Raw genomic sequence first — 16,166 nt, forward strand, 5'->3', positions numbered from 1 at the left:
TAAATTTAAGGAGGACACTTTGCGCGATAGTGTCTTAGAAAAGCGTCTTTGGAAGCTTCTAAAGCTTAAACGACAAACCCTCCGAATTTGGAGGGTTTGTCGTTTATTTTGTGTTCTTTAATTCGTTATTAATGAATGCTTCCAATTTTGCTTTATCGGGTAGCTGTAGTTGGTATTTACTCACAAAAATATCAAGGTCACTGTCAGCAATAGCGTATTCTACCAAGGTTTTATTTTGGCTGGTGACCAGCAATATCCCAACTGGAGGATTGTCATTGCTCTCCTGAATATTTTTCTTGTAATAGTTAAGATAGGACTTTAATTGTCCGATATGTTCATGTTTAGCAATTTCAGTTTTTAGCTCCACTAAGATATGGCACTTCAAAATACGATGATAAAAAACCAAATCAACAAAGTAATATTCATCACCCATTAACAATCGTTTTTGTCGTGCTTCAAAGCAAAATCCGTTTCCAAGTTCAATAATAAATTGTTGCAAATGCTCAATTAGAGCTTGTTCTAACTCGCTCTCTTCAATTAGATGAGGTTGCTTGATGTTGAGAAATTCGAAAAAATAATGAGATTTTATTAAATCCGTTGTTTGCTGCGGTTTTACCTTTTTCATTACCTCCTCAAATGCTCCCTTGTGATTATCGGATAATCCAACCCTTTCGTAAATGAGTGTGTTGATCTGTCGTTTGAGTTCTTTTACACTGGGCTGTGTTTTTAAAATTACGCAACTCGTAAAAATGCCTTTTCATGACATCATCTATTTTGATGAGTTCAGTAAAGTGGGTATAAGAAACAGATTGAAAAATACTAGAAAAGTGAGTTAGATCGTCATTTTTATTATCTTTTTGTAATTTTTGGGTTGTCGACCCAAGGATTGGTTTTTGGATATTTGAAAGAGTGAAATCTTCAAAGAAATCGGAAGGAACCAGTTTTTTGAATTCTTGGGTTACCAACCCAAGAATCTGTGGATAGGTGTGGTAAAACTGTCGGCAGCGAGACAGTTCTGGAGCTGACAGTCCTTTGATGCTGATATTTTTTTCTAAGTTCTCAAGTAGTTTAATTCCATATTCAGCACGGTCACTTCCGTTTTGCTCAAACTCTACAATGTAAAATCCAGTAAGCCAATTTCTGAGTGTAATATTTATGTTTACAGCTTTTACGGCATTTTGCTGTAAAAACTCGTTAGTCCGCTGTATGCGAAAAGTTAATTTTTTAAAATTCATTTCTCACCTCTTAATTGATTGTAAAAATAATAAAACCACGAAGGTATTTTATTTAGTATGGTTGATTATGACTGTTAATCGCATAATGCATATAAGAGCGCGGTATTATTTCCTTATGTAATTACTCTTCTCAAATTCAAAAGAGGTTTTGTACTCTTCATTCAATACAATATAATGACCTTCTCCCACAAAACCGTAACACTTAAAAGTAGAGATTTTTCGATAAAGCAATTAATTTTATACTTTTAAACCGTACTGTTTTCGGGGGAGCTTACAACATTATGATACATCATTACTAGCATTTCAGGTCGCATCATTATTAGCTTTACATGCTTTACTAATATTAGCTTATGATGTAGCATAGTTATTAGCTTTTTATGTTTTACAACGCTAAGCCTAGCTGTAAACAGCTTTTACTGTTTATAGCAAAGCTTGGATTTTGTAATACTAAAACATATTCTAAGTCAATCTTCGCTAATTTGTTTACAACGATTGTGAAGTAGCCAAGACCTATTCCAGACAGGCACAGTCAATTAATGACTCACTATTCCAATGAAAATTGTTATTAATTTTTAAAGCCAAATTGTAATAAATATAAACTAAAAAAAAAATTTTGATTTAAATGAGTTTTGTAATTCATGTTCAATTTGGCTCAATCTAACCAAATCATCTATAAAAGTGTTTGAAGATACGCTAGTATTGGTCACTAAAGTCTGCAAGTAGTAACTGCAGACTTTTTTTATGGAGTGCACTGGCAGTCAGCATAATTGTTTTTAAAAAAATTGGTACATTTGCTTCAGATACAAAAACACAGAGGCTGAAATGAAGTTCTTAACCTCTTAAAAAAAGATAATGAGAAAAACAGTTTTACTTCTAACCACATTATTTTCATTCACTGCTTTTGCACAGATCAAAGTGCTTAAGAACGACAACCTGATCCAGATAGGGAAAGAAAATGCTGTTGCGCTGTATAAAAAACAGAATAAGTATACCTTCAATTACCAGGACATCAACACAAGTAATCTTAATACCTTCCGGTCATTTTATTTTCATGACCTGAACAAAGATTTTGAGCAGCTTTACAAACTGGTGTCCGACGGTTTTATAGACATGCCAATGGGTGAGGTCCAGCTGGAACTTCCGAACGATATAATTGGTCTTAAATACGCTCACAACTACGGGCAGACTACGGTTCAGTTTATTCACTACATCAACAAAAGCAAAAAATATATCGGCAAAAGCCAGTTTCTTACGAAAGCTCAGGTTGACAGGGTTTTTGGAAAAGATAAAGCGAATATTGCTTCAAGAGGAAATGAAACCATAAAACCTTTGGCCGAGACTGATTCCGGTACCACAACTACGGCCACCAAGAAGAAAAAATAATCCAAATAGAAAAACCTGTTCATTCTGAATGGGTTTTTATTTACGTTCAAAAACAGCCACAATGTCTTTAGAGATCAGCAGTCTAACCAAAAAGTTTGGCAACCAAACCGCATTAAACAACATCAGCTTAAGCATAGGAAAAAACGAGATCATCGGTCTCCTGGGACCCAATGGTGCCGGTAAATCAACTCTGATGAAATCTATTACAGGAGTATTGGCCATTGAGGAAGGTGAAATCAACTTCAACGGACTGAACATTGCTGATAACGAAACTGAAAGTAAACGCAGAATTGGTTTCCTGCCTGAAAATAATCCGCTCTATCCGGAAATGTATATCCGCGAATATCTGTCCTTTGTTGCAAACCTGCATAAAATTCCTAAGGAACGGATTGATGAAGTGATAGAACTGGTAGGCCTTACACCGGAAAAATCCAAGAAAATCTCACAACTTTCCAAGGGGTATAAGCAACGTGTGGGTCTGGCTCAGGCCATCCTGCATTCTCCGGACCTTCTTATTCTGGACGAACCCACCAATGGGCTGGATCCCAACCAGATCATTGAGATCCGCAATGTAATCCGCGAGATAGGCCGTGAAAAAACGGTGATCCTGTCCACACATATTATGCAGGAGGTGGAGGCCCTCTGTACCCGTGTAATTCTCATTCATAACGGAAATATCATCCAGGACTCACCTGTAGATGAATTTAAGGGTAAATTTGAAAGCCTCGAAGAAGCCTTTGCGAGTTATACCTCCACTAATATCTATACGGCTCCCGAAACCGAAAGCATCGAAACTGAATAGTTTTCGTTTATATCAAAGACAAAAAGGAGCGGGAAAATTTTCCCGCTCCTTTCTTTTTCACACTGCAGACACCTCATTCTGTAAGATGTCGCTGTGAATATTATTAAATGTGGATCACCTCACCATAAGCAGCAGCTGCCGCTTCCATAATGGCTTCGGAAACTGTTGGGTGCGGGTGTATTGATTTAATGATCTCATGTCCTGTGGTTTCCAGTTTACGTGCTACAACTGCTTCTGCAATCATATCGGTCACACCTTCGCCTACCATATGACAACCCAGCCATTCGCCGTATTTGGCATCAAAAATCACCTTTACAAAACCGTCGGTATTGCCGTTTGCAGTTGCTTTACCGCTTGCAGACAACGGAAATTTACCCACTTTAAGTTCGTAACCCTGTTCCTTAGCCTGCTTTTCGGTAAGACCCACAGAAGCAACTTCCGGACTGCAGTAAGTACAACCGGGAATATTGCCGTAATCGATCTTTTCTACATGAAGACCTTTAATCTTCTCCACACAGGTAATACCTTCGGCAGAAGCTACATGCGCAAGAGCCTGCGTAGGAAGGATATCACCAATAGCATAGTAACCGGCCACTGACGTTTCATACCATTCGTTTACTAAAACCCGACCTTTATCAGTCTGAATGCCTACTTCTTCAAAGCCCTGACCTTCAACATTGGCAGCAATACCTACAGCAGACAAAACAATATCGGCTTCCAGGGTAATGTTTCCTTTAGCAGTTTTCACATTTGCTTTAACACCGGCTCCGGAAGTATCCACACTTTCAACAGAAGCATTGGTCATGATTTCAATACCGGCTTTCTTAAGTGATTTCTCCAGATGCTTGGAAACATCTTCATCTTCTACCGGAACAATGTTCGGCATATATTCTACGATAGTAACTTTTGTACCCATGGAATTATAGAAATCTGCGAATTCCACCCCAATGGCACCTGAACCTACTACAATCATGGATTTAGGTTGCTCCGGCAAACTCAAAGCCTCACGGTAACCGATCACTTTCTTACCGTCCTGCGGAAGGTTAGGAAGTTCACGCGACCTTGCGCCGGTGGCAATGATGATATGCTCTGCTGAATATTCAGCAGCTTTACCGTCTTTATCTGTAACGCTTACTTTCTTACCCTTCTGAACCTTCGCGGTTCCCATGATCACATCGATCTTATTTTTCTTCATCAGGAAGGAAATTCCACCACTCATCTTGGTAGCCACACCACGGCTGCGCTGGATTACCTTTGAAAAGTCGAAACCCGGATTTTCAACGGCATTCAGGCCATACTCCTCAGCATGTTTTAGATAATTAAAAACGTGGGCTGATTTCAGCAATGCTTTGGTTGGGATACATCCCCAGTTAAGGCAGATACCTCCCAGGTTTTCTTTTTCTATAATCGCTGTTTTAAAACCAAGTTGAGAAGCGCGGATGGCAGTTACATAACCACCGGGACCACTACCGATCACAATAATATCGTAGTTCATGAATTAATAAATTTAATGCGAATTTAAGGAAAATTTCTCAACAGAGCTTAATAGCCGTTTCAATTTAAGATCGTCCAAAAAAATTAATGTTTAACGTTTCATTTAGAAAGCCATTGCTTAAGAAATTCAATTTCCTTTTGCTGCGTTGCGATAATATCATCGGAGAGCTTAAGAAGTTCCGGCTGCTTGCCAAATTTCTTATACACCTTTGCCATCTCCACGGCACTCTGGTGATGTGGAATCATCTGTTCCGCATAATCCCTGTCCACGTCATTGTGTACGGGTACCGAAGAATTCATCATAGGCGCCATTGTTGCTTTCAGTTCCTTCTGGAACTCTGCACTGTTTGCTGAACGTTCCGTCAGATTATCGAACCTGTCCATCATTTTTATTTCTTTTTCCTGCGTTTTTATCACATTCCTGGCAAAGTTTTTCAGTTCTTCATCTTTGCCGGTGCGGATTAGTATTTCGGACATTTCCACGGCTGCATCATGATGATCCGACATCATTTCAGCATAGTCCTCATCATTATTTCCGGAAAATGTTTTTGAATGCATCTCATCCATCATTTCCTGCATTTCCTTCAGAATTTCATTAGGCTGTGCAGTTTGATTTTCACCTGAGACGGGAGCCTGTGTCTGCTCTGTTGCTTTTACAGTTTCGTTTTCGGTTTTCTTTTGGTTTTCGGAGCAGGACTGTATTAAAAGCAATACGGCCAGGGTTAAAATAATTTTTTTCATATTTTGATGATTGTAAAGGTTAGTTAATTCAAAAAATTTTAACCGAAAGTACAAAAAATCAAAAAAAGAGCGGACAAAAAATGTCCGCCCTTAAAGTTGCTCAATAGTAATTATTAAAGTCCCGGAAATTTAGCCGGATTGCTTTCGTGGAACATGCTGTAAATTTTCTCAACCATATCGTCCACACTTGGCTTGCTGAAATAATCTCCGTCACTTGCATAGGCCGGTCTGTGATTTTCCGCACAGATGGTCAGCGGATCCGCATCCAGATATCTGAAGGCTTTCTGCTTCTCCATTACCTGCTGCATAATAAAGGCCGAAGTTCCGCCTTCCACATCCTCATCTATCACCACCAAACGGTTGGTTTTCTTAACACTGTCAGCGATCTCATGACTTAAATCAAACGGAATAAGCGACTGAACGTCTATCACCTCTGCAGAAATACCCACTTTTTCCAGTTCCTCAGCAGCTTCCATTACGAGTCTCCAGGTAGATCCGTAGGTTACCAAAGTCACATCTGAACCTTCTTTGGTCACTTCTATTTTACCCACGGGTACAGTAAATTCACCAAGGTTTTCCGGCTGTTTTTCCTTCAGGCGGTAACCGTTCAGACATTCCACGATTACTGCAGGCTCGTCACTCTGCAGCATTGTGTTGTAGAATCCTGCCGCTTTGGTAAGGTTACGCGGCACAAGTACCAAAATACCTTTGGAAAGGTTGATGATACCTGCCATTGGCGATCCTGAATGCCAAACACCTTCCAGCCTGTGGCCACGCGTACGTATGATTACCGGCGCCTTTTGTCCCCCGCGTGTTCTGTACTGGACGGTAGCCAGATCGTCGCTCATACCCTGAAGACAGTAGAGAATATAATCCAGGTACTGAATCTCGGCAATAGGTCTGAGTCCGCGCATTGCAAGACCAATACCCTGACCCAGGATGGTCGCTTCACGGATTCCGGTATCTGCGACCCTAAGTTCACCGTACTTTTCCTGAAGACCTTCCAGACCCTGATTCACGTCACCAATATTCCCTGCATCTTCACCAAAAACAAGTGTTTCCGGATATTTTTCAAAGATTTTGTCAAAGTTATTTCTAACTACCACACGCCCGTCTACTGTTTCGGAGTTTTCAGTAATAACCGGTGGCACTTCCTGAACATTGGTAGCTTTCCACTGGGACTGCGAATAAAGGTGAGAGGAGTAATTATCCTTCTCCACGGCAAATACTTCGTTGTACTTCGCCTCAAGTGCCTGTCGTTCTGCAGAATCGGTGCCGCGGCTTAAGAACAGAGCTTTACGGACCAAATGAAATATATCTTTTTTCGCAACCGCAATAATTTTACCGAATTTTGAAAGCTCGGACTCGATATCAGCATGCTTTTTCTGAAGAGCTTCAACCAGAGGGAGAACACTGCTCTTAAGGTCAAGAATAGGCTTCTGGTAGTTTTCCCAGGCCCTCTTCTGCCCCTCCTTTACAAACTTCTTAGCTTCTTCATCAATGCGGTCCAGTTCCTCAGCGGTGGCAAGCTGTTCTTCATTACCTTCAATATCAATCGAATAGTCCAGAATCCACTCGCGGAACTTGCTTAAACCATCAAATTCGCCTTCCCACTTCAGTCTTTCCTCGTTCTTATATCTTTCGTGCGACCCTGACGTAGAGTGACCCTGAGGTTGCGTAACCTCAATCACATGAACCACTACCGGCACACTTTCGGTCCTGGCAAAGTGCTCAGCTCTTGCATAAGCATCCAAGAGTGAAGGATAATCCCAGGCTTTAACCTGAATAATTTCGCAACCCTGATTCTCGCCTTCTTTTCTCTGGAAGCCGGAAAGCATCTCGGCGATATCTGCCTTAGCACGCTGGTTCTGCGTAGGTACGGAAATTCCGTAACCATCATCCCAGATAGAGACAATCATTGGTACCTGCAGTGCGCAGGCAGCATTCAGTGCTTCCCAGAAATGCCCCTCAGCAGTAGAAGCATCACCAATGGTACCGAATGCCACTTCCTTACCCTCATTTGAAAATTTTTCGGAACCGTCAAATTTCACTGATTTATATACTTTGGAAGCCAGCGCAAGACCAAGTAATCTGGGCATCTGTCCTGCTGTAGGAGAAATATCTGAAGAGATATTTTTCTGTTCCATCAGGTTCTTCCAGGAGCCGTCTTCATTTAAACTCCTTGTAGCGTAGTGACCGTTCATCTGGCGGCCTGCTGACGCCGGTTCACGTTCTATGCTGGTATCTGCGTACAACTGAGCAAAAAAACTTTCGACCGTAACGGCATCAATTGCCATTGCAAAAGTCTGGTCTCTATAGTAACCGGAGCGGAAATCACCATTCCTGAAAACTTTAGCCATTGCTAACTGCGGCAATTCTTTTCCGTCGCCGAAAATTCCGAATTTTGCTTTGCCTGTAAGAACTTCACGTCTGCCCAGATAGGACATTTCCCGGGAGATACGTCCCAGTTTATAGTCTTCAATAACAGACTTCTTAAAGTCCTGAAAGGAGATTTGCTGTGTTTCTATGTAGGTGGTTTCCATAAATATGAATTTGGACAAAGATAATAATTTTTACAAATTACAAATCAGCAGAAAAAAGCGGATAATTTTAAACAGAATGCAATGCGTTACAGTATCCGCACTACTTTCAAATTTTCACTATCGTTTATGCATTTATCACTGACTTAGGTCATAAATACTGCCGTTGAAACTCAGTATTTTCAAAAATAATGACAGTCCGCATTTGGTACAACCCATTAGGATAAACAGTTTCAGTTATCTCCAAAGAAATATACAGCATACTGACCGCACCTGTCCGGATTTCAAGTCCTTCAGACATTTAGCGGGAAGATTCTTCTAATGCCTTGACATCAGCCAAACGCTTTGATTAATTGCGAGACATCAAGTGAATTATTTCTTGAAATAATATGCTTATTATAAAATTCTTTTTACATAACTTTATGTTACGTAAAATATTTTTGCTCTCCAAGAGTGTTGTACTTAAAATCCTAAGCTTTAAAACATGTATTTCCTGTTCCGGGAGTAAGCTGAAAATCCCATTTAAAGAGTAAGCGCAATAAAAATTAATAGCTATGGCAAAACTTACTTATGCAAAATTAAGAGATGATCTTATTGCAAAAAATGCGACGTGGACCGCAATGGAAACCGAAGTTTCAAGACTGCCTGATCTAAAAAGAAAAGCCTTGCTTGGCGTAGAACTGCCGGCTGGTTTTAAAATGCCGACTGCCACTGCGTCGGTCTCTGCAGCTGCTCCCATCGCCGGACTTCCCACTAAAGTAGATTGGCGCAACAGAAACGGTAATCATATAACTTCGGTTAAACAACAGGGCGGCTGCGGTAGCTGTGTATCCTTTTGCTGTGTTGCCGTCACCGAATCGATGGCCTCCATAGAACACGGCCAGCTTCTGGACCTTTCGGAGGCTGATTCACACTTCTGCTCATCTCACGGAGCTTCCTGTGGTGGCTGGTGGCACGACCAGTGTTTCAATCAGATTAAGAGCCGCGGTGTATGCGATGAGGCATGCAACCCCTACACAGCAGCATTCTCCGGTAACGATATCTGGAACGGAACACCCTCCTGCAAATCCTGCACAGACCGCAATTCCAGAGCTGTGAAAATAACAAATATACATACCGTATCTACAGTAGCGGCAGCCAAACAGTATTTAGCCAATACAGGTCCGCTGGCCGCCATCATGGAAGTATATACCGATTTCTTCAGCTACAGTTCCGGTGTATACCGTAAAGTATCAGGTGTTTTGGAAGGTCTGCACTGTATACAGGTCATTGGCTATGATGACAGTGCACAGTGCTGGATCTGCAAGAATTCGTGGGGTGCCAATAATTTCGGTGAAGCCGGCTTCTTCAAGATTGCCTACGGACAATGTAAAATCGATGACTTTGCTAAAATGGGCTGTACAGGAGTAAAGCTGCCGCAGAAAAAAGGCTGGAAAGGCTATGAAAGTTTGGGTGGAAAAATCACCAGCAAACCAAATGCGGTATCTTGGGGTGCCAACCGTATAGATGTGGTGGCCCGAGGTCTGGACAGTGCCGTGCATCACAGATGGTGGAACGGCTCGGCCTGGCTGGGCTGGGAAAGTCTGGGAGGCCTTATTCACGGCGCTCCGGCCATAAGTTCCTGGGCGAGTGGCCGACTTGATATATTTGCGGTAGGCACTAATTATCAGCTACATCATAAATGGTATCAGGGCGGATGGAGTAACTGGGAAGCCCTTGGAGGGCAGTTATCAAGCGAACCGGCCGCGGTAAGCTGGGGTCCCAACCGCATTGATATTTTCGCGCGAGGAACCGATTCCGCATTGTGGCACCTGTGGTGGGACGGCAGTTGGCACGGCTGGGAAAGTTTAGGCGGTGTGCTGACTTCAGCACCTACGGTATGTTCGTGGGCAAGCGGTCGTCTGGACATCTTTGCACGCGGGACAGACAACAAACTTTGGCACCGCTGGTTTGATAACGGCTGGAGCAACTGGGAAAATATGGGCGGCGAACTGTTCGACAGTCCCGGTGCTGTTTCCTGGGGTAAAAACCGGATCGATGTCTTTTATCCCGGCAGGTCATACCGGATGATGCACCGATGGTGGAACGGTTCCAGCTGGAGCGGTGAGGAAGACCTGGGGGGAAAACTTTCCAGTGGTGTTGGAGTTAGTTCCTGGGCGGCCAACCGTTTGGACTGCTTCGTAAGCGGCATGGATTCGGCTATGCATCACAAGTGGTACGACTAATGACTTTTTGCAGGAGACCGTTATTCAGCGGTTTCCTGCTTAAAAACCTCAATTATGAAATTCATTTTTATTATGTTGAGTTTTGTTACCTGCATAAACTGTATGCAGTCCAACAAAATGAAAGACAGAAACTCAAAAGCTGCTGAAGTGGAACAAACAGATAGAAGAACAATGAGTCAAAACATTATCAAACTAAAAACAGGAGAATCTGCTGATTTGCTGGTTCCCAGTCGGGGTGCCGTTCCTGTCCGTCTGCACTTTGAAATGGAGCCCGAAGAAATACTGAAAGTGGAAAGGCACGAACTTAAAGCAGAACAGATCCCTGCAGATGCCAAACCCGGAGACCCGATGCCAGCATACTATCAGATAACTGCTGTAAAAAAAGGTGAAGTGCAGCTCAAATTTTTTGAACTGCCAATTGGTGCACCGGAAGACCGCAAAACTACAGTAGGGAAATATTTAATTTTGATTGAGTAAATTACACTAAAACCGCAGTCGCGGAGGTAAAATTCAACGGACGTGAGAATTACGATGTGGGAGGTAAGCCTTAATTCTGCTAAAATTTCCGCTCAATTACATAGTCCAGCATCAGATGCAGAGACTGCTTCGCTTCTGAATCCGGAAATTCATCAAGAATAAGTTTCGCTTTTAGCTGATAGTCCTTCATCACCTTCATTGCATAATCCAGACCTCCGGAGTTTTTTACAAACTCAATAAGTTCCTTAACTCTTTTTTTGTCGTTGTTATAACGCTTTATAGTGTTGAAGAAATATTTCCGGTCCGCATCTGAAGCCGTTTTCAGCGTATGAATTAAGGGAAGTGTCATTTTCTGCTCTTTAATATCAATTCCAACCGGTTTACCGATGAAGTTGGAAGATAGATAGTCGAAAAGATCGTCCTTAATTTGAAAGGCCATACCTGTATAGGTGCCAAATTCCATCATCTTGCGGGCAAGTTGCTCATCTGCATCATTGGAAAGGACACCAATTTCGCAACAGGCTGCAATTAGAGTCGCGGTTTTCTGCCTAATGATTTCATAATACACCTCTTCGGTAATATCCAGTTTACGGGCTTTTTCCAACTGCAGCAGTTCGCCCTCACTCATTTCGCGGATGGTTCTGGCAATTACTGACAAAAGGTCAAAATCTTTATGGTCGGTTGAAAGTAATACGGATTTGGAAAGCAGATAGTCGCCAACAAGAACGGCGATCTTATTCTTCCACAGTGCATTGATTGAAAAGAAGTTACGGCGTTTGAAACTCTCATCTACAACATCATCATGAACCAGAGTAGCCGTGTGTATCAGTTCAATCATAGAGGCCCCACGGAAGGTTTTCTCATTCACAGAGCCTACGAGACGTGCACACAGGAAAACAAACATGGGCCTCATTTGCTTGCCTTTGGTAGTAACGATAAAACGGGTCACTTTATCGAGCAGGGGAACATTGCTTTGCATGGATTCATAGAACTTTTTCTCAAAAAGTTTCATTTCATCTGCAATGGGTCTCTTAATTTCTTCTACAATATTGGCCAATTTCTTCCGGTTTGTGGATTACAGATTTTGCTTTACAGCAAATATAATTCAATTATTAAACAATTAATATACATGCGGCAAATTTGTACATTTGATCTACTGAAAACACAGATATGAAAACAAAAATTTTAACCTTAGGAATGATTACAGTTCTGCAGTTCGCAGCTGCCCAAACCGGTGGCGGCGAATTCAAGTTCCAAAACACGGAATGCCTGTCTGAAGAAGCGCGAGCCTCAATTCAAAAAATGATCAAGGCCAATCAGCAAAAACTGAGAATGGAAGGCAAGTTAACATCTAAGAACACTCTTGTTACACCCCTTTTCACCTGGCCAGTAAAGAAAAGTGCTTCCGCCAGCTATAATGAAGTATGGAGCATATCCAATTATGTGGATCACAATGCGGGATACCCGAACCAGCTTCAGGATTATAATTGCGGAACTCGTACGTATGACACTTCCGGCGGGTATAACCATGCCGGTATCGATATTTTCACCTGGCCTTTCGGCTGGTATCAGATGGACAATAATCAGGCAGAGGTTATTGCGGCTGCAGCAGGAACCATCATCGCAAAAAGCAACGGTTTCTACGACAGGAACTGCGCCTTCAACAGCAGCAACTGGAATGCAGTTTATGTTCAGCACAGTGATGGCAGCGTGGCCTGGTACGGACACCTTAAGAACAATTCACTTACATCCAAAAGTGTGGGACAGAGTGTTAATGCCGGCGAATATCTTGGAATTGTGGGAAGTTCCGGCAATTCTACAGGTCCGCATCTTCATTTTGAAGTATATAACAGCAGCAACCAATTAGTTGATCCCTATCAGGGTACCTGTAATACCTGGCCCTCGGCTACACAATCCTGGTGGCAGTTACAGAAAAATTACAACAACCCAAAAATTAACGCTGTGTCCAGTCACAGCGGTGAAGTTGTTTTAAATAACGGATGTGGAGTTCAGGAAAGCACTTTTTTCAAAAACCAGTTTAACGCGGGAGAAGGAGTCTATATATACACATTTCTTTCAGATATTACAGCTGGTTCGCCTGTAAACATCCAGCTGCTCAGGCCTGATAACTCAGTTGCCTATAACCAATCCTTTAATATGCCGCAGTTTTATACTGCGTCCTACTGGTACTGGAATTTTATTCCGGCCACATTTAACCAGACGGGAAACTGGAAGGCGCAGATTACCGCAGGCGGATCCACGCAATTACATACCTTCAGCTATGGCGTTCTGAATACCGCAGAAGAGGTACCAGAGGGTTCTCAAATAAAAATTGTTAGTCCCGTGAGGGATCAGGAACTGCTGATTGAATATAATGGAAAATCCAACCAGGAATTCACTTTGGAAATATACTCAATGGAGGGCAAGCTGGTTACATCCGGAAAGGTACATTTAAGAAAAGGTATAAATAAACTCCCTTTTCATGCCCCGACAGGAAACTATATTGCTAGAATGACCTCAGACATTTATGAGCAAAGCTTTAAGATTCTTAATTATTAAAACCCACGAAGGCCGGATCTATTTTCCGGCCTTTATCTTTTCATGAGGCACAAAGAAAAGACTTGGCTTTACAGTTCCGAAGGGAGTCCGGAATGCTTCTGCGGAGAAATATACTCCGCTTTCATTAACCTCAATTCCTTCCACCTGACCTAATGAAAACGCTGTTCCCAGATAATATTTCTGAGGTTCTTCAGCAAAAAAATATCCGGGTCCGGATTCAGTGAAAGTACTCATGAACACTTCACCCTTTTTTGTGTACCCGACCAGATAGAGCTTTTTATCAAAATAAGCGGCATCGGTCACCAGAAATCCAATATCATAACGGGCCACTTTTTTTGCCGTCTGACTTCCCGAAATCGCAGGATCCACTGTGTAATGGGTAGTTGATTGTGAAATCCACTCCTTGGTAAAAATATGCAGCTGACTGTTATGGAAGATCATGGCTTCCGCATCATAGTTATGGCGGTGAAGCCGGGAACGGAAATCGGTTTGTTCAGGATAAAAAAAGTGAATCGTTTTCACCGAGTCTGACGGTGACGTTCTGTCAAATGGCAGGTTATATATTGATAAATCTTCTCTGGATCCTGCATTATTGCCAAAATCACCTATATAAAAAGACGTGGAGTCGCCTCCAACAGCTTCCCAGTCAGTGTTCTTCAGCGTAGTGAGAACTCTATTCTCAATCGCTCCTGAATCCGAATTCAGCGCGAACAGTTCAGCTGAATTGCCGCCGTCATTAACTGTATACAGTTTCCCATTTAAAATTGTGAGCCCTGAATTTTCGTTCAGCTGATGCGGAAGTTTTGAAATCCGGTATTTATTCAAACCAAGAAAATTCAGCTTTTGGGCATACAACGGTTGTAAAACGAGCAGTAAAACGAGTATAAGTCCTCTGATCATCGTAATGTATTTAAGAGCAACCTTATTTTGATAAAGTCAAAAAGAAGACCTGCCAAAAGTAAAAAACTTCCCAGCAGCAGCGTCTTAATGCCCAGGGAACCGTACAGTAATCCACCGCACACACCACCGGCAAAGAACATCCATATAATGGTGAGCCGCAAACGGATGGACTTCCACAATTTCCAACGCCTTAACTTTCCTTTGTAGAAAAACAGCTGCGCAAACTCAATTCCCATATCGGTGAAAAGCCCTGTAAGATGCGTGGTTCTCACCACCGCGTTGGAAATGCGCGTAACCAGTGCATTCTGCAGTCCCATAGCGAAAAGTAAAGCATAGGCAATAAAATCCGGGTTTTCCTTCATCAGCTGAGTGCCGGTGAGAGCAATAATTCCCAGAATTACAGCCTCAGTGAGCGCAGGCACAACATAAATAACATTTTCGCGCCGGCGGGTGTAGAACTCTACCAGCATACTGGAGAAAAAAGCACCGGCAAAAAAAAAGAAAATATAAAGTCCGGTATGGAAGGCCTGCAACAGATTCTGTTGAAAAGCTTCATCAACAAAAAAAGCAAAGTGACCTGTTACATTGGTGGTGAGTTTTTTTACCGCTAAAAAACCAGTAACATTCACCAGTCCGGCTACAAAACCAAGCAGCGAGGCAATACCAAGATTATGACTTTCGGTTCTGGCTCTACCGCGGTGAATAAACATTACTCACTGGATTTATTGGCCAATTGCCCACAGGCGGCATCAATATCTCCACCACGGCTTCTGCGGATGAGCACGGTAATTCCTGCTTTCTCCAGCTGACGTACATAATTGTCTTCGGCATCCTTGTTACACTGGTCGTATTTCCCGTCGCCTATTGGATTGTATTGAATTAGATTCACTTTGGAGGGTACTTGCTTACAGTAGCGGATGAGCGCCTTAATATCCTCGTCCTTATCGTTGATTCCTTTCCAGACGCAATATTCATATGTAACTGTATTGCCTGTCTTACTGTACCAGTACTGAAGCGCTTCCATAATGTCAGTCAGGGGGAACTTATCAGAAAAGGGCATGATTTCGTTCCGCTTTTCTTCAATGGCGGAATGAAGTGACAGGGCCAGTTTTACCCTGAGGTCTTCATCGGCCAGCATCCTGATCATTTTAGGAATTCCGGAAGTTGAAACAGTAATACGCCGCGGCGACATTCCCATTCCCTCAGGCTCGGTGATCTTCCTGATGGCTTCCACTACGTTTTTATAGTTCATCATGGGTTCGCCCATGCCCATAAAAACGATATTGGAAAGAGGTCTTCCGAAGTAGGTCTTACTTTGCTGGTCTATAAGCGCAACTTGGTCCACTATCTCAGCCACGTCAAGATTACGCATCCGTTTCAGACGTGCTGTGGCACAGAACTCACAGTTCAGTGAACAACCAACCTGTGAAGATACACAGGCCGTAGTCCGGCTTTCGGTAGGAATCAGTACCGATTCCACCAACAGACCGTCGTGAAGTTTCACGCCATTCTTAATGGTTCCGTCTTTAGATTTCTGAAGAAGATCTACAGAAACAGGGTTAATTGTATATTCCTGTGCAATCCTGTCGCGGAGATCCCGGGACAGATTGGTCATCTCATCAATGGAATGGAGGTTCTTGCTCCACAGCCAGTCATAAACCTGTTTTGCACGGAAAGGTTTTTCGCCAAGGCTGACGAAATAGTTTTGCAGTTCTTCCAGGGATAGGGTGCGGATGTCCTTCAATTGATTTTAGATTTTAAATTATAAATTTTGGATTAAAAACGGTGCTCTGCATTTAATCCAAAATTT

The 16,166-nt window shown here is 42.4% G+C and carries 14 protein-coding genes; 5 read left to right on the forward strand and 9 right to left on the reverse strand.

Annotation, left to right across the window (positions count from 1 at the left end; all coding sequences use genetic code 11):
* Window positions 1-103: 103 nt before the first annotated feature.
* Window positions 104-625: a PDDEXK nuclease domain-containing protein gene (locus P0M11_RS11490; RefSeq protein ID WP_275625804.1), complete on the reverse strand. Its 522-nt coding sequence runs from the start codon at window positions 623-625 to the stop codon at window positions 104-106.
* A 25-nt stretch (window positions 626-650) separates the two neighbouring features.
* Complete coding sequence (locus P0M11_RS11495; RefSeq protein ID WP_275625805.1) at window positions 651-1,235, reverse strand: DUF1016 N-terminal domain-containing protein; 585 nt, start codon at window positions 1,233-1,235, stop codon at window positions 651-653.
* A gap of 852 nt (window positions 1,236-2,087) precedes the next feature.
* Between P0M11_RS11495 and P0M11_RS11500 the strand changes: the two genes are divergently transcribed.
* Both P0M11_RS11500 and P0M11_RS11505 read left to right on the forward strand, forming a co-directional pair.
* Window positions 2,088-2,618 carry a hypothetical protein gene (locus P0M11_RS11500; RefSeq protein WP_275625806.1) on the forward strand — a complete coding sequence of 177 codons (531 nt, stop codon included), beginning with the start codon at window positions 2,088-2,090 and terminating at the stop codon, window positions 2,616-2,618.
* A gap of 61 nt (window positions 2,619-2,679) precedes the next feature.
* On the forward strand, window positions 2,680-3,420 hold the full coding sequence (locus P0M11_RS11505) for an ATP-binding cassette domain-containing protein (RefSeq protein ID WP_275625807.1): 741 nt from the start codon (window positions 2,680-2,682) through the stop codon (window positions 3,418-3,420).
* A 103-nt stretch (window positions 3,421-3,523) separates the two neighbouring features.
* Here P0M11_RS11505 and lpdA read toward each other — a convergent pair whose 3' ends face one another.
* The 3 genes from lpdA to P0M11_RS11520 form a co-directional block, all read right to left on the reverse strand.
* Window positions 3,524-4,915 carry a dihydrolipoyl dehydrogenase gene (lpdA, locus tag P0M11_RS11510; RefSeq protein ID WP_275625808.1) on the reverse strand — a complete coding sequence of 464 codons (1,392 nt, stop codon included), beginning with the start codon at window positions 4,913-4,915 and terminating at the stop codon, window positions 3,524-3,526.
* A gap of 98 nt (window positions 4,916-5,013) precedes the next feature.
* A complete protein-coding gene (locus P0M11_RS11515; RefSeq protein ID WP_275625809.1) occupies window positions 5,014-5,655 on the reverse strand; it encodes a DUF305 domain-containing protein in 642 nt (213 codons plus the stop codon).
* 113 nt (window positions 5,656-5,768) lie between these two features.
* Window positions 5,769-8,198 (reverse strand): thiamine pyrophosphate-dependent enzyme, encoded by a 2,430-nt coding sequence (locus tag P0M11_RS11520; RefSeq protein WP_275625810.1) that lies wholly within the window; start codon window positions 8,196-8,198, stop codon window positions 5,769-5,771.
* Window positions 8,199-8,749: 551 nt separating this feature from the next.
* On the opposite strand from P0M11_RS11520, the gene P0M11_RS11525 reads away from it, so the two are divergent.
* Both P0M11_RS11525 and P0M11_RS11530 read left to right on the forward strand, forming a co-directional pair.
* Window positions 8,750-10,420: a C1 family peptidase gene (locus tag P0M11_RS11525; protein WP_275625811.1), complete on the forward strand. Its 1,671-nt coding sequence runs from the start codon at window positions 8,750-8,752 to the stop codon at window positions 10,418-10,420.
* Window positions 10,421-10,474: 54 nt separating this feature from the next.
* Window positions 10,475-10,897 (forward strand): hypothetical protein, encoded by a 423-nt coding sequence (locus tag P0M11_RS11530; RefSeq protein ID WP_275625812.1) that lies wholly within the window; start codon window positions 10,475-10,477, stop codon window positions 10,895-10,897.
* A 79-nt stretch (window positions 10,898-10,976) separates the two neighbouring features.
* Here P0M11_RS11530 and P0M11_RS11535 read toward each other — a convergent pair whose 3' ends face one another.
* Window positions 10,977-11,954, reverse strand: coding sequence for a polyprenyl synthetase family protein (locus P0M11_RS11535; RefSeq protein ID WP_158063977.1), 978 nt, complete (start codon window positions 11,952-11,954; stop codon window positions 10,977-10,979).
* 113 nt (window positions 11,955-12,067) lie between these two features.
* Between P0M11_RS11535 and P0M11_RS11540 the strand changes: the two genes are divergently transcribed.
* Window positions 12,068-13,456: a peptidoglycan DD-metalloendopeptidase family protein gene (locus P0M11_RS11540; RefSeq protein ID WP_275625813.1), complete on the forward strand. Its 1,389-nt coding sequence runs from the start codon at window positions 12,068-12,070 to the stop codon at window positions 13,454-13,456.
* An 18-nt stretch (window positions 13,457-13,474) separates the two neighbouring features.
* On the opposite strand, the gene P0M11_RS11545 is transcribed toward P0M11_RS11540, so the two are convergent.
* From P0M11_RS11545 to rlmN, 3 genes are read right to left on the reverse strand one after another with little or no spacing between them, the layout of a single operon-like run.
* On the reverse strand, window positions 13,475-14,356 hold the full coding sequence (locus tag P0M11_RS11545; RefSeq protein ID WP_275625814.1) for a hypothetical protein: 882 nt from the start codon (window positions 14,354-14,356) through the stop codon (window positions 13,475-13,477).
* Window positions 14,353-15,066: a YoaK family protein gene (locus P0M11_RS11550; RefSeq protein ID WP_275625815.1), complete on the reverse strand. Its 714-nt coding sequence runs from the start codon at window positions 15,064-15,066 to the stop codon at window positions 14,353-14,355. Before P0M11_RS11550 ends, P0M11_RS11545 begins: the two co-directional genes overlap by 4 nt.
* Window positions 15,066-16,100 carry a 23S rRNA (adenine(2503)-C(2))-methyltransferase RlmN gene (rlmN, locus tag P0M11_RS11555; RefSeq protein WP_158063973.1) on the reverse strand — a complete coding sequence of 345 codons (1,035 nt, stop codon included), beginning with the start codon at window positions 16,098-16,100 and terminating at the stop codon, window positions 15,066-15,068. The genes P0M11_RS11550 and rlmN overlap by 1 nt, the downstream gene beginning before the upstream one ends.
* Window positions 16,101-16,166: the final 66 nt, after the last annotated feature.

This window comes from Kaistella sp. PBT33-4 (assembly GCF_029194425.1).
In the GTDB taxonomy this organism is placed as follows: Bacteria; Bacteroidota; Bacteroidia; order Flavobacteriales; family Weeksellaceae; genus Marnyiella.

What these genes read in the sequence shown, in the direction of transcription:
- P0M11_RS11515 (WP_275625809.1), bottom strand. Translation starts at nt 5,655, where the DNA reads ATGAAAAAAATTATTTTAACCCTGGCCGTATTGCTTTTAATACAGTCC.
- P0M11_RS11490 (WP_275625804.1), bottom strand. Translation starts at nt 625, where the DNA reads ATGAAAAAGGTAAAACCGCAGCAAACAACGGATTTAATAAAATCTCAT.
- P0M11_RS11495 (WP_275625805.1), bottom strand. Translation starts at nt 1,235, where the DNA reads ATGAATTTTAAAAAATTAACTTTTCGCATACAGCGGACTAACGAGTTT.
- P0M11_RS11500 (WP_275625806.1), top strand. Translation starts at nt 2,088, where the DNA reads ATGAGAAAAACAGTTTTACTTCTAACCACATTATTTTCATTCACTGCT.
- P0M11_RS11550 (WP_275625815.1), bottom strand. Translation starts at nt 15,066, where the DNA reads ATGTTTATTCACCGCGGTAGAGCCAGAACCGAAAGTCATAATCTTGGT.
- P0M11_RS11525 (WP_275625811.1), top strand. Translation starts at nt 8,750, where the DNA reads ATGGCAAAACTTACTTATGCAAAATTAAGAGATGATCTTATTGCAAAA.
- P0M11_RS11520 (WP_275625810.1), bottom strand. Translation starts at nt 8,198, where the DNA reads ATGGAAACCACCTACATAGAAACACAGCAAATCTCCTTTCAGGACTTT.
- P0M11_RS11540 (WP_275625813.1), top strand. Translation starts at nt 12,068, where the DNA reads ATGAAAACAAAAATTTTAACCTTAGGAATGATTACAGTTCTGCAGTTC.
- P0M11_RS11530 (WP_275625812.1), top strand. Translation starts at nt 10,475, where the DNA reads ATGAAATTCATTTTTATTATGTTGAGTTTTGTTACCTGCATAAACTGT.
- P0M11_RS11545 (WP_275625814.1), bottom strand. Translation starts at nt 14,356, where the DNA reads ATGATCAGAGGACTTATACTCGTTTTACTGCTCGTTTTACAACCGTTG.
- P0M11_RS11505 (WP_275625807.1), top strand. Translation starts at nt 2,680, where the DNA reads ATGTCTTTAGAGATCAGCAGTCTAACCAAAAAGTTTGGCAACCAAACC.
- lpdA (WP_275625808.1), bottom strand. Translation starts at nt 4,915, where the DNA reads ATGAACTACGATATTATTGTGATCGGTAGTGGTCCCGGTGGTTATGTA.